Origin of the sequence: Rahnella woolbedingensis, assembly GCF_003602095.1 — a bacterium.
In the GTDB taxonomy this organism is placed as follows: domain Bacteria; phylum Pseudomonadota; class Gammaproteobacteria; order Enterobacterales; family Enterobacteriaceae; genus Rahnella; species Rahnella woolbedingensis.
Genome location: NZ_RAHH01000002.1, coordinates 23,775 through 48,401 on the forward strand (window position 1 = coordinate 23,775; position 24,627 = coordinate 48,401).

Consider the following 24,627-nt stretch of genomic DNA (forward strand, 5'->3'; position numbering starts at 1 on the left):
TAAATGGCGGAGTGAAAAAATCAATTCGAGATTTAGTCCAAAAAAAATAAATTTAATCGTTGATGTTCCGGCTAAAGGGTCTAGTTTAGTTTTGGTCATTTCCAAAGGAAAGAAGCGAACATGACCGACACATTGAAACCTGCTGAGCTGAAAACTATTCTCCATTCGAAACGTTCAAATATATATTACCTGCAATATTGCCGCGTGTTGGTCAATGGCGGACGTGTCGAATATGTCACAGAAGAAGGGAAGTCGTCGCTTTACTGGAATATCCCGATAGCCAATACCACTGTTGTCATGCTCGGCACAGGGACGTCTGTGACGCAGGCGGCGATGCGTGAATTTGCGCGCGCGGGTGTGCTGGTCGGGTTCTGCGGGGGAGGCGGAACACCGCTTTATTCGGCGAATGAAGTTGAAGTGAATGTCTCCTGGCTGACATCGCAAAGTGAATACCGTCCGACGGAATATCTTCAGCAATGGGTCAGTTTCTGGTTCGACGAACAGAAAAGGCTGGCCGCGGCGGTGGCGTTTCAAAAGGTAAGAAGCCAGCAAATTCGTAAACATTGGCTACATGCCACGATGGACAAACAGGAGGAATTTCAACTCGATGTTTTCAAAGTGGAAGCGGTATTACAGCGGTTTGAGCAAAACCTGCCGCAGTGTCACAACATCAGCGAGCTGATGGCGCACGAAGCGGTGCTGACCAAGGGACTGTATAAACTGGCGGCCACGGCGGCCCGTTACGGTGACTTCACGCGGGCCAAACGCGGTGGCGGCGTGGACGTGGCGAACCGTTATCTCGACCACGGTAATTATCTGGCTTACGGACTGGCTGCCACCGCTGTCTGGGTTATCGGTCTGCCACATGGGCTGGCAGTTATGCATGGTAAAACGCGGCGCGGCGGACTGGTGTTTGATGTCGCCGATTTAATTAAAGATGCCCTGATCCTGCCCCAGGCTTTTATTGCCGCAATGAACGGCGAAGATGAACAGGAATTTCGTCAGCGTTGTTTAACTAATATCCAGCGTGCGGATGCGCTCGATATTATGATCGAAACGGTGCAAAACGTCGCACAAACAATAAGCCAGCAAGTATGAATATATTACTGGTCTCGGAATGCAGCAAAAAAGCGCTGACCGAAACTCGGCGTATTGTCGATCAGTTTGCAGAACGCAAGGGAGAACGGACGTGGCAAACGGCGATAACCCTCGAAGGGCTGAATACATTAAGAAGAATACTCAGGAAAACTGCACGCAGAAATACCGCCGTGGCCTGTCACTGGATCAAATCAAATAATCAGACAGAAGTGCTTTGGATTGTCGGTAATATTCGCAAGTTTAATTACAAAGGTTCTGTGCCCACCCATTCTACACAAAGGGATATTTTAAAATCGGGCAGCGAAAACACCTTTCACAGTATCAGTACTATTGGATTGCTGGCTGCAATCGGCGGGCTATTTCATGATTTCGGCAAGGCCAGTAAGTTATTCCAGAATAAACTTAAAGGGCAGGGGAAAAGCTTCGAACCCTACCGGCATGAGTGGATTTCTGTTCGTTTATTTCAGGCGTTTGTCGGCCAGCAAACGGATGAGCAGTGGCTGACCTCATTGCAGAATGTCAGCGCCGAGGATGAAAAGGTCATGATACAAAATCTGGCCAGCAATAATGTCAGTCACAGTCATAACAGTCCGCTTGAAGGTTTACCGCCCGTTGCCCGGCTGGTAGCCTGGTTAATTGTTTCTCATCATCGCCTGCCAGTTTATCCGCGACAAAACGACAATTATAACAACCCGCCACAGCTGTCTGAGATTGAGCACTGGCAGGATCAACAATTCGCGCCGTGCTGGAATTCCACCAACATGGATGCACCCTGGACATCCCGTGAACAGCTTGCTGTCTGGCAGTTCGTGCACGGCACGCCAGTGCAGAGCGCAACATGGCGCGGTAAAGCGCAAAAATTCGCTAACCGTGCCCTGCAATTACCGTTATTTACCTCACCATTTGTGACTGCACAACAAAGGTTTACCCGTCATCTCGCCCGTCTAGTGCTGATGCTTTCCGACCATCTGTATTCCTCACTGGAAGCCACTGAGGGCTGGCAGGACCCGGATTTTCCGGCCATTGCCAATACTGACAAAAAGAGCGGTAAACCCAAACAGCATCTTGATGAACACAATATTGGTGTCTGCCAGACTGCGTGGCTGCTGGCGCGAAGTCTGCCATATTTGCGTGAAACACTACCCGCTATCTCACGGCACAAAGGATTTAAAAAACGCGCTCAGCAGGAGAAATTTCACTGGCAGGATAAAGCATTCGACCTGGCCTGCGGACTACGGGAAAACACCCGGCAGCACGGATTTTTTGGCGTCAATATGGCCTCGACCGGTTGCGGTAAAACGCTGGCGAATGCGCGGATCATGTACGGTCTGAGCGATGAAAAACTGGGCTGCCGTTTCTCGGTCGCGCTCGGGCTGCGTACGCTGACCCTGCAAACCGGTGATGCGCTGAGTGAAAAACTGCATCTCGATCCCGAAGACCTGGCTGTACTGATAGGTTCTCAGGCCGTGCAACAACTGCATCAGCTCAGTCACGATGACCGGCAGGTTAAGAATACCGGTAGCCAGTCGGCCGACGACCTTTTTGCTGAACATCAGTATGTGCGATACGAAGGAACCCTGGACACCGGCCGGTTGGGGCAATGGCTCAAAGGCAAAGACGCGCTGCTGAAACTGCTGAGCGCGCCAGTTCTGGTGACGACGATAGACCATCTGATCCCCGCCTGTGAAAGCCTGCGCGGCGGACATCAGATTGCCCCGATGCTCAGGTTACTGACTTCTGATCTGGTTCTCGACGAACCCGATGATTTCGACATGGCTGATTTGCCCGCGCTTTGCCGGTTAGTGAACTGGGCAGGAATGCTGGGTTCGCGGGTTTTACTTTCTTCGGCGACGCTCGCACCGGCGCTGGTTCAGGCATTGTTCAGTGCTTATGTCGCAGGGCGTAATGATTATCAGCAAGCCAACGGCCAGCCAGGTTTACCGGTGAATGTATGCTGCGCGTGGTTTGACGAATTCCATGTATCAGAAAGCCAGCACATGAGCGGGAAATCTTTCGGCACACAACATCGGGAGTTTGTGGTAAAGCGGGTGCCTTTATTGCGAAAGGCCAAACCGTTGCGTCAGGCTGTTCTGGTCACGGTGACGCCGGAAACCGCACGCGAGCATGACGTACTCAATGCGGTTTCTGCCTGCGTTCATCAGTCACTGCTTGAACTGCACCATGCTCATCACAAAGGCAAAAAGCTGACAGTCGGTCTCATCCGTATGGCGAATATCGATCCGCTGGTCGCAGTGTCGCAACGCCTTATGACAATGCCGTCTCCGGCAAACATACAAATCCATTATTGCGTTTATCACAGCCAGTATCCGCTGGCGATGCGGGCACACATCGAAAATCGTCTGGATGCCATGCTGACGCGCAATGATGAAAAGGCAATCTGGCAAGTCGATGAGGTCCGGCGTGCTTTCGCCGAGTATCCTGAAAAACACCATATCTTTGTTGTGCTCGCCACTTCAGTTGCCGAAATTGGTCGCGATCATGACTATGACTGGGCTATTGCTGAGCCGAGCTCAATGCGGTCGCTTATCCAGCTTGCCGGACGTGTGCAGCGCCATCGTCAGTCAGCCCCACAAATGCCCAATGTTCATATCCTGCATAAAAATGCCAAAGCACTGAAAAAGGTGACGCCAGCCTATTGCAAACCGGGCTTTGAAAGCAGAGTTAATCTGCTCAGCAGCCACGATTTGCACGATTTACTCCGTCCGGAAGAGTATGGCGTCCTCAATGCTATTCCCCGAATACAGGAGCGAGAAACGCCGGATCCGCAGATGAATCTGACCGATATGGAACACGGGCGTTTATGGCCGGAATTACTTGGACGCAAGCCGTGCGGGGAAAATTATGCCGCGCGCTGGTGGCGCGATCGTGCCGACTGGTGCGGTGAATTACAGCAGCGCACGCCATTCCGACAGTCCGCACCAGACAAGCAATATTACCTCTGGCTGGATGAAGAGGGCGAAGAGCCGCGTTTTCGACAACCAGACGAAGGAATTGAAGGCTGGAAAGACAGCGGGGGATTTAAAGCCATAACACCAATCTGTGCGCAAGGCGTCAGCCCGTGGATGGAGATGAACTGCGAAACTCTCTATCAGCGGCTTGCCGACGATTTCGGCTGGGAGCTCCAACGTGTCAGTAAAACATTTGGGGAAATCTGCTTACCTGAAGACGAAAACAAACGATGGCACTGGCATGAGGCGTTAGGGGTGTTTGGTGCACTCGACTGAGTGCACCGCTGCCTGTGCGGCAGATATGTTACTTATGTAATTTTCTAAGCTGCCTGAAGCGGCAGTTTTAAGATATTACCATTACAGTGAATAAAATATCTGAAAAATTTATAACTTATGTAATGGTTGCAATAAAATTCATTGAGTGTAAATTCCCCCCTACAATTCTTAGGGGGATACTGATGAGCAAAAGCCAAAAGTTACTGATAGGACTTAGTCTGTTTCTAATTTTGATGTTGTTCTCACCCAGAGCAGAAGGGGGAGCAAACGGCATACGGTGGTTATCTAAAATCACTAACTTTTCTGATAAACCCCCTACAGGTATTTGATAGAAGCAGTGGGGAAAGGAGTCTTCAATGGAAACTAATTCCTTAAAAAGATTTATAGAGAAATACATTCACGAACGCTGCCAGCTCAAACTTGAGCCCTTTGATAAAGCGACTGACAAGCAACTTTCCGCTGCCAGTGCGGAAGAGAAAGCCGGGCTTGAGTTGAAATTGTTTGAAGAACGCCGTTCGCTGGAAATGAAATATGATGTCCGCACCTGGCTGACCGATGCCGCCGCGCGCGCGGGGCAAATCAGCCTGGTAACGCATGCGGTGAAGTATTTTCATGGCGATGCCAAGGGCAGCAGTATTTACAGCGCGGTGAAAAGCCATGAGGCGGCGTATCTTTCAACGACAACGTTACATTCCCCTTCCATAGATGCTGTCGGAAATTCAGCGGCGCTTGATGTCGCAAAACTCCTTCAGACTGAACACGAAGGTGACTCTCTGCTTGCCAGCCTCAAACGCGGTGATTTCTCGGCGCTGGCGGCATTAGCCGAAAATGAAGCACAACTCGCTCAGTGGATGAGCGGGTTTATGCAGGCACTGTCGGATAAAAGCCTCTCGACACATCAGTTTGCCAAACAGCTCTATTTTCCGGTTTCAGATACAGGTGATTATCATCTTCTCAGTCCGCTCTATTCTTCTTCACTGGCGCATGCTTTATATCAGCGCATCAGCCATTCCCGTTACAGCGAAGCCTCAGTAGCAGCCCGTAAAGCCCGACGCGAAGGGCTCTGGCATCCCGAAGCCGTACAGTATTTCCCTGACCTCGCGGTACAGAATATGGGAGGCACCAAGCCGCAAAATATCTCCTATCTGAACAGCACGCGTGGCGGCAAAAATCACCTGCTGCGATGTGCGCCGCCGCAGTGGCAGCAATCCCTTAAGCCGCCTGTTGCCCATAAAACCTTTCTGACGGCGGTTTCTTCCAAAGTCACCCGTGTCGTGACTGATCTGCGTCGTTATTTGCACAGCGTTTATAACCTCGAAAACACCATGGAAATCCGCCAGCAACGCGCCGAATATGTAGATGAACTGATCGGCATGATTTTCAGTTACGCCGCTGAAATCCAGTCGCTGACAACGCTTCAGGGCTGGAGCCTGGATGAAGATTGCCTGCTTAAAACAGCGCACCAGCTTTGGCTCGACCCGTTGCGTCAACATACCGATCCTGATTTTAAACTCCACCGCGAAAGGGGGGAGTGGATCAGTGAGATTGCTGAGGATTTTGCCCACTGGCTTAACACCCGTCTGAATAAGGACGAAAAACTGAATATGGGCGCAGTCGAATTTCGTGACTGGTCAGTGTTAATGCGCAGACGTCTGCGGGAATTTGATGCGGCTCAGCAGGAGAACTGGCAATGAGTTATCTGATTGTTCTGCCCCATATTCAGGTCGAAAACGCTAATGCGATTTCCGGCCTGACTTACGGTTTTCCGGCGATAACCCACTTTTTGGGATTCACACATGCGCTTTCACGACAGATTCAGCAAAGCCATGGGCTGAGATTCACCGGCTGCGGTGTGGTGAGCCATCAGCATCAGATTCAGGCCTACCAGGCTAATGATCGCGGCGACCATTATTTTGCGCAGACGCGTAACCCGCTGACCAAAGAAGCGAAAACCGCGCCTTTTAATGAAGAAGGCCGGATGCACATGACTGTTACGCTGTTCATAGAGTGTGAAGGCAGTCTTGCACATGGAGATGCGGGAGCCAGAGATCTGGAAAAACTTCTTCAGTCGCTGTGTGTTACCCAACGTCTGGCGGGCGGCACGGTGATTTCGATGAAACCCGTTCGGGTCAGGGCGTTACCCCAAAATACAGATGAACTTGCAGATGTCACCCGCCGCGAAATGTATCGCGCGTTGCCGGGTTTCGCGCTGATTGACCGCTCTGAACTGCTGGTGCAGCACTTCGCTGAGCGACAGGCGCAGGATCCGCAGACGGAAATGATCGACGCCTGGCTGGATTTCGCCACGATTTCCTACCGGGCAATTCAGCCAGAAGGCGGCACCGTTGAATGGCAATACCAGCCAAAACCTGTGAAAGGCTATCTGGTACCGCTGATGGTAGGATTCACTCCGATCTCGCCGTTATATGCCGCAGGTGAAGTGGCAAGGACCCGTGATACCACGTCGCCTTTCCGTTTTGTCGAGGCTACTTATGGCGTTGGCGAATGGCGCAGCCCGCACCGCGTCAACGATATTCATCAGCTCATCTGGCGTTACCCCAGCAATCCCGGAAATTACCTCTGTAGCCACACTATACCGCTGCAGGAAGCCGACTTAACTGAACAAGAACACTCAGATTTCTAATCATTGAAATAAGGAAAGTACAATGACAAAAACGACTGTTACGACGGCCAGCGTTCTGGCTTTTGAACGCAAACTGGCGAATTCCGATGCGCAGATGTTTGCCGGTGACTGGCATGACTGCAACGAACCGGCAAAATGGACGCCGGTTGAAGTCAAAGAAAAGGCCGTCCGTGGCACTATCTCTAACCGGATGAAGAATGGAATAGCCACCGATTCGGGAAAACTGGATGCTGAAATCCAGAAGCCTAATCTCCAGCGAGTGGATGTCGCCGCGCTGCCCTTTGATGCTGATACGCTGAAACTCCGTTTTACCTTGCGCGTGTTGGGTAACCTTTCTTCGCCATCAGTGTGCAACGATCAGGATTATCAGGCAGCGCTGGCCGCAGTCATTGACGGTTATCGTCAGGAACATGGCTTCAGCACGCTGGCTGCGCGATATGCAGAAAACCTCGCCAACGGGCGCTTTCTCTGGCGTAACCGCATCGGCGCAGAAGGCATCGCCGTGCACGTCACGCACAATAATCACTGCTGGATATTTGAGGCGGACGGATACAATCTGCGTGAGTTCAGCAAACCTGCGGGCGACCTGGCTGCGCTGGCCGCGGTGATTGAAGAAGGGCTGAGTGGCAATGCTTCGGTATTTCTTAGCGTGGAAGCCTTTGCGCGACTCGGCGCGGGTCAGGAAGTTTTCCCGTCGCAGGAACTGGTTCTGGACTCAAGCCGCGACAGTAAAAAAAGTAAAATCCTCTATCAGACCGGCGGCGTCGCGGCATTACATTCGCAGAAAATTGGCAATGCGCTGCGCACGGTTGACGACTGGTATCCGCAGGCATCAGAGTTTGAACTCGGACCTATCGCCGTCGAGCCTTATGGTTCGGTGACCAGTAAAGGCAGAGCGTATCGCCAGCCAGGGCAAAAAGTGGATTTCTACACTTTGCTGGATAACTGGGTGACGAAAGACAAAAAGCCGGATGCCGGACAGCAACATTACGTGATGGCGACGCTTATACGCGGCGGCGTATTTGGTGCAAAAGGCGAGTAAGGGGCAAGCATGGAAAGTTACCAGGAAATCCGCATTCTTCCCAATCTTGAATTTGATACTGAACTGCTGATGGCCGCGTTGTTTGCTAAATTACATCGTGCGCTGGGCCAGCATGCAGCAGGGAAAATTGGCGTGAGCTTTCCGCATTACGCCCGCAAGCCAGGTGATGTCATTCGCCTGCACAGTACCGCGGCTGCGCTGAACGCTTTTAGCCAGACGTCATGGCTAAAAGGTCTGAATGACTATGTTGATATCAGCGAAATACGTAATGTTCCGGCAGGTGCGAAACATTGCTGTTTCAGCCGGGTACAGGTCAAAAGCAGCGCGGAAAGGCTGCGCAGACGCTCAGTTAAAAAAGGCTGGTTAAGCGAAGCAGAAGCGCTCGAACGCATCCCTGACAGCAAATCACAAACGACAGCACTGCCGTTTATTAAGGTAAAAAGTCTGTCCACCGGCGAGGCATTCCGATTGTTTATCCGGCGCGGAGCGTTGCAAGTTGATCCTGCAGGAGGAGAATTTGGTGCATATGGATTAAGCGCAGTGGCGACAGTGCCGTGGTTCTAGCGTCAACGTCGTGGGCTCGCCGCCCACACTGGCCCAGAGACCCGCAATCGCGCGGGCCTCTGGACTCCACGCTCTTTTCACTCCGCGCTGTCAAAGGCGCGGGGGACATATTCTGCTACCACAGCGTGTGGCGCAAAACCTTTCCGCTTTGTCCTTCTCCGTCTGCGTGGAAGTGGGTTCGCATTTCTCCTTCCCCTGCGAAGGGGAAGGCCGGGATGGGGTATTAATGGCATCTCTGCAACTTCCTGCAAACCGTAAAAACTCACTGGAATCAGCATGTCATCTCTGATATTTGCCCATTTTTATTGTGTGGATACGCGTATCGAACGCACTCAGTATACCGGTCCTAGTTGGGGGGGCATAAACGAGTGGTACATTATATGTCATTAGAGTACGTGATTGTATAACATGGAGTTTAGTTAAGGTTATTAATGTCCTTGCCTAAGGGTTTTTGCTATTTACTGGGTAAGTTAGAAGGAATTTTAAATTTAGTTTTTGTACTAGCCAATAAAATAGTATAGGAACAAATACTCCTGCTATAGTCCCAGCAATGATGTGTAAGTACCAGTTACTAAGCCCAAATACTTTACTCAGAATTATCCTTGTGCCACTCGCACAGAGTATGTGCACAAGGAAAATAACCATACTGTCATTTCCTATCTTACTCAGTAAATCAACCTTTATTGAACTAAGAGTCAGAGATAAAACATAAATGAAGAATATTGAAATCATAGCAACAACAAATGTTGAAATACCTATTCTGTTATAGAGCATGCCATCAATAAAATGAAATTTATATTGAACAAGAAGGAACGTTAATGCTGATATAAGTAAGGTGTTTACGTTTATTTTTGTAACCAATCGGTCTAATTGCAAAGTGCTAAAAACACATCCTAAAAAGAAAAATACAATATTATTTGTTATGAAATTTAAGTGGAGTGAATCACCGATATTTAAACTGTAAAGATATAATAAAAATGAAACCACTGTTATTATTGGTAGTTGAGTTGTAAAATTTCTTTTGTTATATATTAAGCATGACACTATAAAAATCATAAACAAAGCATAGAGAAACCAGAACTGACCGGTTGGTTGATATGGGAAAGCAAGAACAGACATGAAATCTGTTTTTTTATTTGTAAAGTTTGAAAGCAATACACCGATAGATCCTTGAATGACTGACCATATAACATAAGGATATGCTATAGTGGCTATCTTCTTCTTAATGAATTCGGTCTTATTGTTTTTTTGTATAGATTTTATAAAGAAAAGTCCTGAAAGAAAGAAAAATAAAGGCATGTGAAAGGTATAAATGATGCTGTCGAACATTCTAAAAAAAGGTTCTGATATATATATATCAGCGCTATGTAGCCCTCTATTGACGTGTCCGATGACAACCAATATTATACCTATGCCTTTAGCATAATCTACCCACTGCTCTCTCATTTTTAAATGCCTATTTAATATATGGATTATCTAATTTAATTATTACACCAGTAATTTCGACAGAAGTTAAAAGCCCATTCACCCTCCTCCAGGAACATAACCCCGCTTGCGATATACCTAACCTAAAATCAACACCAACGATGGCGATAGCTTCAAGAAACAGATGCCACAACTCCTTAATTCATCCTCTATATTCATCACATCAAAGTCAATAGTTTTTATGTGTTAGACCCTGCTGCTAATAACTTAACAATAGTAACAACATAAATATTCAGATATTGGTAGTGCATTTATATTAATATTTACAGAGTCTCAGCTTAGTTAGGAGGCTGTGCGGAACGTTTCTTTTTCTGGGTCAGAAGAGGGAGTACTTCATGACTTTTAGCTTCGGATGGTTTTAAGTTACTGATTTATAGATATTAAAATACAAATTTAAATTATGAAGTTTTGGCGTAACTCTATGGACCATAAAAAACTACGCAGGATTTAAAATCCCTTGCGCAAGCTCCCGGACATCTAAAAAACCCTCCGGTAAACCATTTTAAATAATATGAAATGATTTTATTTAATGTTTAGAAAATATGTCTCTTGAAGGGGTGATGTGATTTATATGTTATTTTTTAAGGTTTAAGTTTAGTTTTCTCATTGCTGCCGTAGAGGCAGCTCAGAAATAATCTAACTGATAAAGCGCGCCGCCGTACATGTTCACTGCCGACAGGCATAACCGCCGCCTGCTTCATCCTACCAAACTTCTCTCCATAAACTCTTTGCGCCATTGAGTCGGCGTTGTCCCCATCCGGTGACGGAAGTGATGCCGCAGCGTTTCAGGTGATCCAAATCCTGCTTGTTCAGCGACGCGGTCAATACTCAGTTTCCCGTTTTCCAGCAGGGCGCAGGCTTTTTCCAGCCTGACGCCCAGCATCCATTCGCCGGGCGTTGTGCCGGTGGCATCGTGAAAACGGCGTAAAAAAGTGCGACGACTCATGCCTGCCTGTGTGGCGAGTTGCTCAATCACCAGCGGCGTATTGAGATGACTGCGCAAATCGTCCAGCATGGGGGCGAGCGTTTTGGTCTGATGACGCGGAACCGGCTGCTGGATAAGCTGCGCCTGATTTCCCTCACGCAGCGGCGGTGTCACCATCCGGCGTGCCGTGCGGTTCGCGACTTCAATGCCGTAATCGCGTCGGATCAGATGCAGACACAAATCGACACCCGCCGCGCCACCGGCAGAGGTGATGATGCTGCCTTCATCGACATAAATCATGCCGTGCTCGACCTGAACGTTTGGAAATCTCTGCGCCAGTACATCGGTGCTGTTCCAGTGCGCGGTGGCGCGTTTGCCGTCCAGTAAACCGGCAGCGCCGAGCACGAAGCTTCCCGCACAGATCGACACAATTCTCGTCCCGTTTTGATGCGCTTTTTGCAGTGCCGTCATCAGCCGCTCAGAGGCCGGTTCGTGAATGCTGCGCCAGCCGGGGATCACAATCGTTCCCGCGTCTTCCAGCAATTCCAGTCCGCCATCAACCACCAACCGAACGCCGCCTTGTGCGCCGAAGGTACCTTCTTCTACTGACGCTACGGATAACTCGTAAAGCGGTTCGCCAGTGAGTTCATCGGCGCGGCCGAAGGCTTCAACCGCAATGCCGAATTCAAAAGTGCACAGACATTCATAAGCCAGCAAAACCAGACGCCGGTTTTTCGGGGCATGCGCAGAGGCAATCGCCGTCATTTCAGGTTTGAGCATTAACGTGAACCCTCATATTGGCACGATCTTGACGATACATGGCATCCGGCCTGATTTCTACAACCCGCGCAATCTTACATGCTGTTGTTCTCTGAACATTTGCAGGAATACAGTATGAAGAACACCCTGGCACTGATGGCGGTTTGTCTGGCAGCCCTGATGTCCGGACTGGAAATCTCCAGCGTTCCGGTGATATCGCCGGTACTTGAACAGCAGTTACATGCCAGCTTTCGTGAGCTGCAGTGGATTATGAATGCCTACACGCTGGCCTGTACGACGGTACTGATGGCGACCGGTACACTGGCTGACCGCTATGGTCGCAAACGGGTATTTATTATCAGTATTGCTGCCTTCGGGCTGACGTCTCTGATGTGCGGTCTGGCAGCCAGCGCAGCCTGGCTGATTACCGGAAGGTTTCTGCAGGGGCTGAGCGGCGGGGCAATGCTGACGTGTCTGATTGCGATTTTATCGTCGCAATTTCCGCAAGGAAAGGCACGCAGTCAGGCATTTGCCGCATGGGGGATTACCTTCGGTTTCGGGCTGGGGTTTGGGCCGGTGATCGGCGGCGTGCTGGTGGCGTGGATGAGCTGGCATTGGGTATTTCTGATCCACGTATTTATCGCCATCATCACGCTGATTCTGGCGCTGACCAACGTTGTGGAGTCAAGGGACATGCAGGCGAAAAAGCTCGATGTCGGGGGGCTGCTGACGCTTTCTGCTACGGTGCTTGGCGCGACGTATCTGATCACGCAGGGAAGTGTTCTTGGCTGGAGCAGCGCGCTGGCACGGACATTATTGATGCTCACTTTGCTCAGCGCATTGTTGTTTGTGGTGATAGAAAAATGGCATCCGCACCCGATGTTTGATTTTTCAGTCTTTCGCATCCGGCCATTCTCCGGGGCGCTGATGGGGTCGGTTGGCATGAACTTCAGCTTCTGGCCGCTGATGATTTATCTGCCGGTGTATTACCAGAGCGGGCTGGGCTATGACAGCGTTTCAACCGGCCTGGCATTACTGGCGTATACCTTGCCAACATTACTGATGCCGCCGCTGGGCGAAAAGCTCACTTCACGGTTTGGTGCCGCACGTATTATTCCGCTGGGACTGTTCACGATTGGAGCGGGCTTTATGCTGATGCAAATGGCTGTCATTTATCATCTAAGCCTGCTCCCCGGTGCATTGCTGGCGGGCGCTGCGCTCGGCATGACCAATACACCCGTCACCAATACAACAACCCGTTCGGTACCCGGCAGTCGCGCGGGCATGGCCTCGGGAATGGATATCAGTGCACGGCTGATTACGCTGGCTATCAACATTGCGCTGATGGGCAGTCTTCTTGTGACGGGTATAGCCGAAAGTTTGAAGAAAATAATGCCCGGCGCGGCACAAAGTTATGCGCTGGCTGAACGTATTGCAGGGGGCAGCGAAGTGGCATTAGCGCATAGTCAGGTTGAACAGGTACTGACCGCGGGATTTGCCGGAATTCTGATGTATGGCGGGATGGGTGTCTGGATCCTGGCACTGATGAGTTATTTATTGTTTAACGTCAGAGGGCGGTGCAGGACTGCATCCTGCGAGCCGTACTGATTTGTAAATTCAGCGTTGCATTTCATGCAGCGCGTTTTAGCGTAATGTCTTCCATTTACCTGAAATATAATCATTTTTCCTGCGCATCTTTTTGCGGAATATGGCGTGATACTCCGGCAGGACGGGGCTTCACGGATACAGACGTGATGCAAAATGATAATTTGATTAAGTACGACAACTGGCGTACATTGAGGCCACATGAGTTTCAGAGAGATCAAATGGAAGGTGATCGAATGTTTAAAGAATGGAAATATTGAATTTGAGGCAAGACGCGAGATTCAGCTCAAGAATCTGTTAAGCACAGGAGACATCTCGCCCTTTGAAGTGGCGGCCTTAATCGGCAGGGCATCCGGGGATAATCATCAGGTTCGCCCCCACCATTTCGACAGCAGTATTGATGTTCACATTATCACTGTCATGCGTGCCGGAACTGAGTGGTACATCAAGTGGTACTTTACAGACCCAATCAGTGTTTTCATCAGCGTTCATCATTAAGGAATAATATGATTATTTATAAAGTAGGGGATGAGAAAAAGGCGGTGTGCAGCGTCTGTGAGGCTTTACGGACTGTGAGTTATCAGCTGCGCGACGTGCCGTTTGATGACGGCAGCGGTAGGGTAAAAGATGTCATCGCGGGTGTGTGTAAAACCTGCGACAGTGTCGCGGTGATCCCTTTTCAGTCTGTGCCTGCCATCAAAAAGCAGTTGCAGATACAGCGTAAGGCTGTTGAAAGCCGCGTGCCTGCGCACATGATTGATCTCTTGAATCTGGCGAGTGCACAATTAGGCGCAACGCCTGATTTCGTGCCGTTGCTGCTCAAATACTACATTCATCAGCTGGCATCAAACCCTGAAGCTGCCAGACGTCTGGTGACATTTATGACATCCGAACTGGCTACCGGCCTGGCGAATAAACGCCTTTCCCTGAAGGGGCGTGAAATCGGCAATGATATCGATAAACTCAAAACCCTTTCCCAAATCAATAACACCACTGAATTACTGAAAGGCGTAGTGCTGACCATCCACAACGACCTGCTGGTGAACCCTGACGTACAACGCATCGCGCTGTTGAAGAGTTTTGTCGCCACGGTTGCCTGACCCCCCGATTCCCCTCTAAAAAAATCCGATCCTCATCACATAAAGTTCCCGCACTTTCTGCCGATAACTGTTCCAGATAAATCCAATTCAAAAAGGAACAACATGTTTAACCGTATGAGAGTGGTCACGGGAATCGTGATCTTACTGGTGGTCTTCGGTGCTTTACAGTTGGTATCCGGAGGCTTGTTCTTTAAGTCTTTAAAGACAGATAAAGACAACTTCACGACTTCTCAGCAGATTCGTTTACAGCAGGCAGAATTCAATGCCAGCTGGATCTACCTGCTCCAGACCCGTAACACCTTAAACCGTGCGGGTATTCGTTTCATGCTCGACGCGAACCAGATGGGCAGCGGTGCCACGGTCAAAGAGCTGATTGATACGGCGACGAAAGACTTGCAAATCGCCGATCAGCATTTCGCCAATTATCAAAAAATCCCGGTGGATGCCAGCCAGAATCCGCAGTACGCCGCGGATGCCAAAAAGCAGTATCAGGTTCTGCATGATGCGCTTTCTGAACTGATTGAGCTGATCGGTCTGGGGCGCATTAACGACTTCTTCGAACAGCCTACGCAGCAATATCAGGACAACTTCGAAAAAGCGTTCGTGACCTATATCGACCAGAACGATCATCTCTACAACGATGCGGTGAAAGTGAGTGAAAACTCCTTCACACATGCGATATGGATGCTCGGTACGGTCCTGATTGTATTGCTGGTGTTCATCATTCTGGCGTGGACCGGCGTGCAGCGCATCCTGATCCATCCTCTGAAAAATATGGTCGATACCATCCGCAAAATTGCAACCGGTGATCTCACGCACGAAATAGTCGTGAAAAGCCGTAATGAAATCGGCCAGCTTGCCGATAGTCTCAGGTACATGCAGGACGAACTGATCCGCACGGTATCCGGCGTGCGTCACGGTGCTGATGCGATTTACAGTGGCGCGAGCGAAATCTCGGCGGGTAACAGCGATTTGTCTTCGCGTACCGAACAGCAGGCATCTGCGCTGGAAGAAACCGCAGCCAGCATGGAACAGCTGACCGCAACGGTGAAACAGAACGCCGAAAACGCCCGTCAGGCCAGCCAGCTGGCACTCAGCGCGTCAGAAACCGCGCAGAAGGGCGGCAAAGTGGTGGCTAACGTGGTGGATACCATGAATGACATCGCCAGCAGCTCGAAGAAAATCACCGATATTACCGGTGTTATCGACGGGATTGCCTTCCAGACCAATATTCTGGCGCTGAATGCCGCGGTAGAAGCTGCCCGTGCAGGCGAGCAGGGGCGTGGGTTTGCGGTGGTGGCCGGTGAAGTTCGTACCCTGGCGCAGCGCAGCGCGCAGGCTGCAAAAGAAATTAAAGGGCTGATTGATGATTCTGTCAGCCGCATTAATACCGGTTCAGTACTGGCAGAAAGTGCCGGTGAAACCATGAATGACATGGTGAACGCCGTCACACGTGTGACCGACATTATGGGCGAAATCACGTCGGCATCTGATGAACAGAGCCGCGGGATTGAGCAGGTTGCACAAGCCATTACTGAAATGGATCGGGTGACGCAGCAGAACGCCTCACTGGTTGAAGAATCCGCTTCCGCTTCGGCGGCACTGGAAGAGCAGGCCAGCCTGCTGACGCAATCTGTGGCGGTCTTTACGCTGAGTCAGACCACAAATAACAACGTGCGCCAGAGCCCGGCATCTTCGGCAAGACTGCCTCTGTTGACTCCGAACCTTTCAGGTTCTAAAGCCGGAAAAGGTGGAGCACAAAGTACAGATTTAACCGAAAACTGGGAAACCTTCTGAGCCACGTACATCGCAAGCTTTATAGGCAATATTGTGCCGGTCAGGGCCGGCACATAAAAGAGGTTATCCATGTTTAAGCACATCCGTGTGTCCACCTGCATGTTTTTGTTATTGATCGTGTTTTTTGTGATGCAACTGGTGAGCAGCGGCTTATCACTGTATGCCGCCCACACGGATAAAATGAATTTTGAGCAGATATCCAACACCGCTGAGCAGCGTGATGCGCTCAGCCAGAGCTGGTCTTATCTGCTGCAAACCCGCAATACCCTTAACCGCGCGGCCACGCGCCTGGCGCTGAAACAGCCTCAGGAAACCGTCACACAACTGATGGCCGATGCGAAAAACAGCCTGAAAAGTGCTGAAGATTCCTATGCAGCTTTCCTGGCTCTGCCACGCAGAACCGAAAAGGCTGCACAGCTGACTGCCGTTAACAAGGCCAGTTACGAAGCACTGCACGGTATGTTGCAGGTGCTGATTGATTCATTATCGCGTGGTGACATGGATGCGTTTCTCGCCAGCCCGACGCAAAAATATCAGGATCAGTTCCAGCAGGATGTCGGCAATTATGTCGCGTATGTCGGCGGTCGTTTCCAGCAGGCGCAGACCCAGACTGCGGCGTCTTATCAGAGCGTGATAATCAACACCACGGTGATCACCCTGTTGTTGCTGGCGCTGACGGCACTGGCGCTGGTGGTGACCCGCCGGATCCTGTTCCGCCCGCTGACCACTATGCGTGCCCATTTTGACCGCATCGGCTCCGGCGATATTTCTGCGCCAATTGCCGTAGAAGGGCGCTACGAAATCAAAGTGATGCTCGAAAGCCTGCAACAGATGCAGACCTCGCTGGCAGAAACGGTACGAACCGTTCGTCACGGGGCAGACACTATGTTTGCTGGCCTGAAAGGTATCGCAACAGGCAACACCGATTTGTCTTCTCGCACCGAACAACAGGCTTCGGCGCTGGAAGAAACGGCTGCCAGCATGGAACAGCTGACCGCCACCGTGAAGCAAAATGCTGAGAACGCCCGTCAGGCAACTCAGCTGGCGCGCGATGCGTCGAATACCGCTGAAAAAGGCGGCGAACTGACCGGCAATGTGGTGAAAACCATGAATGACATTGCGGGCAGCTCGAAAAAAATCAGCGCCATTACCAGCGTGATTGATGGCATCGCATTCCAGACCAACATTCTGGCGCTGAACGCCGCCGTCGAAGCTGCCCGCGCGGGTGAGCAGGGACGTGGATTTGCGGTTGTCGCCGGTGAAGTGCGCAGCCTTGCACAGCGCAGTGCTCAGGCCGCGAAAGAAATTAAGGCGCTGATTGATGAATCGGTCAGTCGCGTCAGCCAGGGTTCCGTGCTGGTGGAATCCGCCGGTAACACCATGGATGACATCGTTCGCGCCGTGACCCGCGTGACCGACATTATGGGCGAAATCGCTTCAGCCTCTGACGAACAGAGTCGTGGCATCGAACAGGTTTCTATTGCCGTGACGCAGATGGATCAGGTGACACAGCAAAATGCCACACTGGTTCAGCAGGCCGCCTCCTCCACGCACGCACTGGAAGCGGAATCTGAAAACCTGACCCGCGCGGTTTCGGTGTTCCGTCTTGCCACCGCCCATGGCGCATCGCCTCGCCATAACGGTCTGGCTCAGGGCTTTGCACCACGCCAGGTGGCTCAACCTGCGTTAATTGCAGCCCCCGCGCGAGCAGGCTCTGCGGATAACTGGGAAACTTTCTGACAGGTCAATCCGATGAAGCGTCAATTGGGTACATGTAACACCCCCTGTCCATTAATGGAGCTGCACCATGAATCAACCAGGCTCGCCATTGAGTGCTGATAACACTTCGATCATGGCTCAGATGATCCAGCGTTTACCGCTGTCAGATACCCATTTCCGCCGGATAAGTGAACTTATCTATCAGCGTGCGGGAATTGTACTGGCAGACCATAAACGTGAAATGGTCTACAACCGCCTGGTCCGGCGGTTACGTATCCTCGGCCTGAATGACTTTGGCAGTTATATGGCGCTGCTGGAAAGTGACAGCAACAGTCCGGAGTGGCAGGCATTTATTAATGCGCTGACGACCAACCTGACGGCGTTCTTTCGCGAAGCGCATCACTTTCCGATCCTGGCGGAACATGCCCGTTCGCGCCCGAATAATTACAGTGTCTGGAGCACGGCGGCGTCGACCGGTGAAGAGCCGTATTCCATCGCCATGACGCTCAGCGAAGCGCTCGGCCCGCGTATGGCCAGCTGCCGTATTCAGGCCAGCGATATTGATACGCAGGTACTGGAGAAAGCCACGGCCGGTGTTTACCGGCTGGAAGAGCTGCGCACGCTGAGCCCGCAACAATTACAGAAATTTTTCCTCAAAGGCACCGGCCCTCACAGCGGCCTGGTGCGGGTGCGTCCTGAGCTGGCGCAGATGGTGGCTTTCCAGCAACTGAATTTGCTGGCGAATCAGTGGCAGCTGAACGGTCCGTTTGATGCGATTTTCTGCCGTAATGTGATGATTTATTTCGATAAAGAAACACAGGAGAAAATTTTACGCCGATTTGTTCCGTTACTTAAACCGGGTGGCCTGATGTTTGCCGGACACTCCGAAAACTTCAGCCAAATCAGCCGGGAATTTTATTTGCGCGGCCAGACTGTCTACGGCCTCGCCAAGGAGAGGTAATGAACAAAATCAGAGTGTTGAGCGTCGATGACTCGGCGTTAATGCGCCAGCTCATGACCGAAATCATTAACAGCCATCCGGATATGGAAATGGTGGCAACCGCGCCGGATCCGCTGGTGGCGCGCGATCTCATCAAGAAATTCAATCCGGACGTGCTGACGCTGGATGTCGAAATGCCGCGCATGGACGGACTGGATTTTCTGGAAAAACTGATGCGCCTGCGCCCGATGCCGGTGGTTATGGTGTCGTCGCTGACCGGTAAAGGGTCTGAAATCACCCTGCGTGCGCTGGAGCTTGGGGCGATTGATTTCGTCACCAAACCGCAGCTCGGTATCCGCGAAGGCATGCTGGCTTACAGCGAAATGATTGCCGACAAAATCCGCACTGCGTCAAAAGCGCGTCTGAATAAAAGCGTGAATACCGAACAGCCGCGCATTCTCAGCCATACGCCGCTGCTGAGCAGTGAAAAGCTGATTGCGATCGGCTCATCAACCGGGGGCACCGAGGCTATCCGCCACGTGCTGCAACCGCTGCCGCCGACTTGTCCGGCACTGATGATTACCCAACATATGCCACCGGGTTTTACCCGCTCGTTTGCAGAACGTCTGAACAAGTTGTGTCAGATAACCGTGAAAGAGGCTGAAGACGGCGAACGCGTTTTGCCAGGGCATGCCTATATCGCACCGGGCGACCGGCATATGGAACTGGCGCGCAGCGGCGCCAACTATCAGGTTAAGTTGAACGACGGTCCGGCGGTGAACCGCCATCGCCCGTCGGTTGACGTGTTATTCCGTTCGGTGGCGCAGTTCGCCGGACGCAATGCCGTCGGGGTGATCCTGACGGGAATGGGCAATGACGGTGCCGCCGGCATGCTCGAGATGCACCGCGCAGGGGCTTACACCCTTGCACAAAACGAAGCCAGCTGTGTGGTTTTCGGTATGCCTCGTGAGGCTATCGCCACCGGTGGCGTAAACGAAGTGGTGGATCTGAGCCAAATCAGTCAGCGCATGCTGGCACAAATATCAGCCGGTCAGGCATTACGTATTTAATTTTTCAGCCTTGAGCTGGGTAGCAAACCTTAGGAGTAAATAAAACATGGCCGATCCAAATCTGAGATTTCTGGTAGTAGACGACTTCTCTACCATGCGTCGTATCGTGCGCAACCTGCTGAAAGAGCTGGGCTTCAACAATGTTGAAGAAGCGGAAGACGGCGTTGATGCGCTGAACAAACTGCGTTCTGGCGGTTTTGACTTCGTGGTATCTGACTGGAACATGCCAAATATGGACGGTCTGGACCTGCTCAAAACCATCCGTGCTGATGGCGCACTGGCTAAATTGCCGGTGCTGATGGTGACGGCAGAAGCGAAGAAAGAAAACATCGTTGCAGCCGCGCAGGCCGGTGCCAGTGGTTATGTTGTAAAACCATTTACCGCTGCCACGCTGGAAGAAAAACTGGGCAAAATCTTCGAAAAACTGGGCATGTAGGAGCACACCTATGGCAGAGATACCAATGCCTGCAAATGATGCAGCAACCGCGGGCGATATTATCGCCCGCATTGGGCAACTGACCCGTATGTTGCGTGACAGTATGCGTGAACTTGGCCTGGATCAGGCCATTGCTCAGGCAGCCGAAGCGATCCCGGATGCCCGCGATCGTCTCGATTATGTGGTCACCATGACAGCTCAGGCCGCCGAGCGCGCCCTGAACTGTGTGGAAGCCGCGCAACCTCGTCAGAACAAACTTGAATCTGCCGCGAAGAAACTTGATAAGCGTTGGGATGAGTGGTTTGAGAGTCCGATTGAATTGTCGGATGCCCGCGAACTGGTGACGGACACCCGCAGCTATCTGAAAGAAATCCCTGAGCACACCAGTTTTACCAATGCTCAGCTGATGGAAATCATGATGGCGCAGGACTTCCAGGACCTGACCGGTCAGGTGATCAAACGCATGATGACCGTGGTGCAGGAAATCGAAAATCAGCTGTTAATGGTGCTGATGGAAAATATTCCTGAACAACAGGTTAAGCAGAAACGCGAAACCGAAAGCCTGCTCAACGGCCCGCAGCTCGATGCCAATGGCGTAGGCGTAGTCGCCTCGCAAGAACAAGTCGACGATCTGCTGGATAGCCTGGGATTCTAAAGGGCTATCTGACTTGCCATTTTGAACCCGGGCAGTGCCCGGAACCGTCACGTACTACGTGTACGCTCCGGCTCCTGTGCGCTGTCCGAGTCCAAACTGCCTGCGACGAAAACGCCCCGACTCTTGTGTCGCTCTCTTTCCTGAGGGGCGTATTTCCCTATCTGCAATTTTAATTCTGGCATTCATCTGCTGAATAGCCGCTATTTTTCCTCTTTAATTCACCCATCGGACTTCACCACTTTTGTCATGCTATCCCTGAAATTGTACCCGCTGCGTTTTACATGCCGGGTAAATGCTGACAGGAACCGCCGGTGGCTGAAGAAAGCGATCTCGAAAAAAGTGAGGCCCCCACCGCACACAGGCTTGAAAAAGCGCGTGAAGAAGGGCAAATCCCGCGTTCGCGCGAACTGACCTCCGTGCTGATGCTCGGCGGCGGTTTAACGCTGCTGTGGATGTCCGGCGAATCAATGGCGCGGCAACTTGGCGTGATGATTTCTCAGGGGCTGAAATTCGATCACGGCATGGTCAGCGATGACCGTCAGGTTTTACAGCAGATGGCCACTTTAGTTGGTCGCGCCGTCTGGGCGCTATTGCCGGTGATTGGCGGTCTGGTGCTGATCGCACTCGCGGCGCCGTTACTGCTCGGCGGGCTGATGTTCAGCGGCAAATCCTTTGAATTCAAATTCAGCCGGATGGATCCGATTGCCGGTTTCAAACGTTTATTTTCCGGACAGGTGCTGGCGGAGCTGCTGAAGGCCATCCTCAAAGCGTTACTGGTTGGCACCGTCGCCGGATTGTATTTGTGGCATAAATGGCCGGATATGATGCGCCTTCTGGCACAACCGACTATTCCGGCGCTCGGTGAAGCGCTGAATATGGTGGTGTTCTGCGGGCTGATGGTGGTACTCGGGTTGACGCCGATGGTCGGATTCGACGTGTTCTGGCAAATCTGGAGCAACCTGAAAAAACTGCGCATGAGTAAGCAGGATATCCGCGACGAACATAAAAGTCAGGAAGGCGACCCGCACGTTAAGGGGCGTATTCGTCAGCAGCAACGTGCCATGGCAAAACGCCGCATGATGGCCGATGTGCCGAAAGCGGACGTGATAGTCACCAACCCGACGCACTACGCGGTGGCGTTGCAGTATAGCGAAAACAAAATGAGTGCGCCGAAAGTTTTGGCGAAAGGTGCCGGAGAAGTGGCGCTGCGCATCAAAGAACTCGGTGCTGAACACAAAATTCCGATGCTGGAAGCGCCGCCTCTGGCACGTGCGCTTTACCGGCACAGTGACATCGGTCAGCAGATCCCGGCGGCATTATATGCGGCTGTGGCGGAAGTGCTGGCCTGGGTTTATCAGCTCAAACGCTGGAAGCGTGAAGGCGGACTGATCCCGAAAAAACCTCAACATTTGCCAGTGCCTGACGGCCTGGATTTTGCAGCAGGAGAGAGTGATACCCATGGCTAATCTGGCCGCGATACTGCGTTTACCCGCCAACTTTAAGTCCGGACAATGGCAGGTGCTGGCAGGTCCAATCCTTATCCTGATCATCCTGTCGATGATGGTGCTGCCGTTGCCACCGTTCATCCTCGACTTGCTGTTTACCTTCAACATCGCGCTTTCCATCATGGTGCTGCTGGTGGCGATGTTCACCCAGCGTACGCTGGACTTTGCCGCGTTCCCGACTATTCTGCTGTTCTCAACCTTACTGCGGTTGTCGCTGAACGTGGCCTCGACGCGTGTGATCTTAATGGAAGGTCACACCGGCGGCGCGGCGGCAGGGCGGGTGATCGAAGCCTTCGGCCACTTCCTGGTCGGCGGCAACTTCGCCATCGGTATTGTGGTGTTTATCATCCTCGTGCTGATTAACTTCATGGTTATCACCAAAGGTGCCGGGCGTATCGCCGAAGTGGGCGCACGTTTCGTGCTCGACGGGATGCCGGGCAAACAGATGGCGATTGATGCAGATCTCAACGCCGGTCTGATTGGCGAAGACGAAGCAAAAAAACGCCGCAGCGAAGTCACGCAGGAAGCAGACTTCTACGGTTCGATGGACGGTGCGAGTAAGTTCGTCCGCGGAGACGCCGTTGCTGGCCTGATGATCATGATCATCAACGTTGTCGGCGGCCTGCTGGTTGGTGTGTTGCAGCACGGTATGGATCTCGGTCATGCCGCTGAAAGTTACACCCTGCTGACCATCGGTGACGGTCTGGTCGCGCAGATCCCCGCGCTGGTTATCTCCACTGCTGCCGGTGTGATCGTGACCCGCGTCGGGACTAACGAAGACGTCGGCGAGCAGATGGTGACCCAGCTGTTCCGCAACCCGCGCGTGATGATGCTCAGTGCCGGTGTTCTGGGCTTACTCGGTATGGTGCCGGGGATGCCAAATCTGGTGTTCCTGATGTTCACCGCCGGTCTGTTAGCGCTGGCGTGGTGGACGCGCGGACAGGAGCAGAAAAAACCTGCGGCGAAAGAAGACATCCCGGCTACGGCTGACAGCGGCAAACAGATGGTTGAAGCCAGCTGGCAGGACGTGCAGCTGGAAGACCCGCTGGGGATGGAAGTCGGTTACCGCCTGATCCCGATGGTGGATTTTGCTCAAAACGGCGAGCTGCTCGGGCGTATCCGCAGTATCCGTAAGAAATTTGCACAGGAAATGGGTTATCTGCCGCCGGTCATTCATATCCGTGACAACCTTGAACTGCCGCCTGCGGGCTACCGTATTCTGATGAAGGGTGTGGAAATTGGCACCGGTACGGCGCATCCGGGACGCTGGATGGCGATTAATCCGGGCAGCGCGATTGGCGAACTGCCGGGCGAACCGACGGTGGATCCGGCCTTCGGACTGGCGGCGGTATGGATTGAACCGGCCATGCGCGAGCAGGCACAAATTCAGGGCTTCACCGTGGTGGAAGCCAGTACCGTGGTGGCGACGCACCTCAATCACCTGATAAGCCTGCACGCCAGAGAACTGTTTGGCCGTCAGGAAACGCAGGAACTGATGGAGCGCGTGACCAAAGAAATGCCGAAGCTGACGGATGATTTCATTCCGGGCGTCATTTCCCTGACCAACATGCACAAAGTGTTGCAGAACTTGCTTTCGGAGCGGGTCTCTATCCGCGACATGCGTACCATCGTCGAAACGCTGGCGGAGTACGCACCGAATCAGCCGGATCCTAACGAACTGACCTCCGTGGTCCGCGTTGCGCTGGGCAGGGCGATCACTCAGCAGTGGTTCCCGGGCAATGGCGAAGTGCAGGTCATCGGCCTCGATACCTCGCTGGAACGTCTGCTGTTACAGGCATTGCAAAGTGGTGGCGGCCTCGAACCGGGTCTGGCCGACAGGTTGCTGACACAATCTGAAGCCGCGTTGCAGCGTCAGGATATGCTTGGCGCACCGCCGGTTCTGCTGGTAAATCACGCGCTGCGTCCGCTGTTGTCACGCTTCCTGCGCCGCTCGCTGCCCAATATCGTGGTGATGTCGAATCTGGAAATGACCGACAGCCGCCAGATCCGCATGACTGCGACGATCGGCGGCGAATAA

At 52.1% G+C, this 24,627-nt stretch carries 19 protein-coding genes; 17 read left to right on the plus strand and 2 right to left on the minus strand.

The genetic code is table 11. The features are described 5' to 3' along the window. Nucleotides 1–120 precede the first annotated feature (120 nt). The 6 genes from cas1f to cas6f all read left to right on the plus strand — a co-directional run bounded on the left by cas1f (nt 121) and on the right by cas6f (nt 8,593). Entirely contained in the window at nt 121–1,098 is a 978-nt protein-coding gene (cas1f, locus tag D6C13_RS01365) for a type I-F CRISPR-associated endonuclease Cas1f (RefSeq protein WP_120131059.1), read from the plus strand. After that, nucleotides 1,095–4,343 (plus strand): type I-F CRISPR-associated helicase Cas3f, encoded by a 3,249-nt coding sequence (gene cas3f / locus D6C13_RS01370; RefSeq protein WP_120131060.1) that lies wholly within the window; start codon nt 1,095–1,097, stop codon nt 4,341–4,343. Before cas1f ends, cas3f begins: the two co-directional genes overlap by 4 nt. A gap of 356 nt (nt 4,344–4,699) precedes the next feature. Further along, nucleotides 4,700–6,037: a type I-F CRISPR-associated protein Csy1 gene (gene csy1, locus D6C13_RS01375; protein WP_120131061.1), complete on the plus strand. Its 1,338-nt coding sequence runs from the start codon at nt 4,700–4,702 to the stop codon at nt 6,035–6,037. Continuing rightward, nucleotides 6,034–6,987: a type I-F CRISPR-associated protein Csy2 gene (gene csy2 / locus D6C13_RS01380; protein ID WP_120131062.1), complete on the plus strand. Its 954-nt coding sequence runs from the start codon at nt 6,034–6,036 to the stop codon at nt 6,985–6,987. The genes csy1 and csy2 overlap by 4 nt, the downstream gene beginning before the upstream one ends. 22 nt (nt 6,988–7,009) lie before the next feature. Further along, the gene (gene csy3 / locus D6C13_RS01385) at nt 7,010–8,029 is read left to right on the plus strand and encodes a type I-F CRISPR-associated protein Csy3 (protein WP_120131063.1); all 1,020 of its coding nucleotides are present in this window, start codon (nt 7,010–7,012) and stop codon (nt 8,027–8,029) included. Nucleotides 8,030–8,038: 9 nt separating this feature from the next. After that, on the plus strand, nt 8,039–8,593 hold the full coding sequence (gene cas6f, locus D6C13_RS01390) for a type I-F CRISPR-associated endoribonuclease Cas6/Csy4 (protein ID WP_120131064.1): 555 nt from the start codon (nt 8,039–8,041) through the stop codon (nt 8,591–8,593). A gap of 441 nt (nt 8,594–9,034) precedes the next feature. Here the strand turns inward: cas6f and D6C13_RS01395 are convergent, their stop codons facing one another. Then, nucleotides 9,035–10,039, minus strand: a complete 1,005-nt coding sequence (locus D6C13_RS01395) for an acyltransferase family protein (RefSeq protein ID WP_120131065.1) — start codon at nt 10,037–10,039, stop codon at nt 9,035–9,037. A 736-nt stretch (nt 10,040–10,775) separates the two neighbouring features. Then, entirely contained in the window at nt 10,776–11,783 is a 1,008-nt protein-coding gene (gene ftrA, locus D6C13_RS01400; protein ID WP_120131066.1) for a transcriptional regulator FtrA, read from the minus strand. A 114-nt stretch (nt 11,784–11,897) separates the two neighbouring features. Here ftrA and D6C13_RS01405 point away from each other — a divergent pair, with 114 nt between their 5' ends. The 11 genes from D6C13_RS01405 to flhA all read left to right on the plus strand — a co-directional run bounded on the left by D6C13_RS01405 (nt 11,898) and on the right by flhA (nt 24,627). After that, nucleotides 11,898–13,370 carry an MFS transporter gene (locus D6C13_RS01405; RefSeq protein WP_120131067.1) on the plus strand — a complete coding sequence of 491 codons (1,473 nt, stop codon included), beginning with the start codon at nt 11,898–11,900 and terminating at the stop codon, nt 13,368–13,370. A 198-nt stretch (nt 13,371–13,568) separates the two neighbouring features. Further along, the gene (locus D6C13_RS01410) at nt 13,569–13,865 is read left to right on the plus strand and encodes a hypothetical protein (RefSeq protein WP_120131068.1); all 297 of its coding nucleotides are present in this window, start codon (nt 13,569–13,571) and stop codon (nt 13,863–13,865) included. 8 nt (nt 13,866–13,873) lie between these two features. After that, nucleotides 13,874–14,467, plus strand: a complete 594-nt coding sequence (locus D6C13_RS01415) for a hypothetical protein (protein WP_120131069.1) — start codon at nt 13,874–13,876, stop codon at nt 14,465–14,467. Nucleotides 14,468–14,569: 102 nt separating this feature from the next. Beyond that, nucleotides 14,570–16,264, plus strand: a complete 1,695-nt coding sequence (locus D6C13_RS01420; protein ID WP_120131070.1) for a methyl-accepting chemotaxis protein — start codon at nt 14,570–14,572, stop codon at nt 16,262–16,264. A 69-nt stretch (nt 16,265–16,333) separates the two neighbouring features. Then, nucleotides 16,334–18,004 carry a methyl-accepting chemotaxis protein gene (locus D6C13_RS01425; protein ID WP_120131071.1) on the plus strand — a complete coding sequence of 557 codons (1,671 nt, stop codon included), beginning with the start codon at nt 16,334–16,336 and terminating at the stop codon, nt 18,002–18,004. Nucleotides 18,005–18,071: 67 nt separating this feature from the next. Further along, nucleotides 18,072–18,944 carry a protein-glutamate O-methyltransferase CheR gene (cheR, locus tag D6C13_RS01430; protein WP_120131072.1) on the plus strand — a complete coding sequence of 291 codons (873 nt, stop codon included), beginning with the start codon at nt 18,072–18,074 and terminating at the stop codon, nt 18,942–18,944. After that, the gene (locus tag D6C13_RS01435) at nt 18,944–19,993 is read left to right on the plus strand and encodes a protein-glutamate methylesterase/protein-glutamine glutaminase (protein WP_120131073.1); all 1,050 of its coding nucleotides are present in this window, start codon (nt 18,944–18,946) and stop codon (nt 19,991–19,993) included. Before cheR ends, D6C13_RS01435 begins: the two co-directional genes overlap by 1 nt. A gap of 46 nt (nt 19,994–20,039) precedes the next feature. Beyond that, the gene (cheY, locus tag D6C13_RS01440; RefSeq protein ID WP_120131074.1) at nt 20,040–20,429 is read left to right on the plus strand and encodes a chemotaxis response regulator CheY; all 390 of its coding nucleotides are present in this window, start codon (nt 20,040–20,042) and stop codon (nt 20,427–20,429) included. A gap of 10 nt (nt 20,430–20,439) precedes the next feature. Further along, nucleotides 20,440–21,084, plus strand: a complete 645-nt coding sequence (cheZ, locus tag D6C13_RS01445) for a protein phosphatase CheZ (protein WP_120131075.1) — start codon at nt 20,440–20,442, stop codon at nt 21,082–21,084. A gap of 311 nt (nt 21,085–21,395) precedes the next feature. Further along, a complete protein-coding gene (flhB, locus tag D6C13_RS01450) occupies nt 21,396–22,550 on the plus strand; it encodes a flagellar biosynthesis protein FlhB (RefSeq protein WP_120131076.1) in 1,155 nt (384 codons plus the stop codon). Next, complete coding sequence (flhA, locus tag D6C13_RS01455) at nt 22,543–24,627, plus strand: flagellar biosynthesis protein FlhA (RefSeq protein WP_120131077.1); 2,085 nt, start codon at nt 22,543–22,545, stop codon at nt 24,625–24,627. Before flhB ends, flhA begins: the two co-directional genes overlap by 8 nt.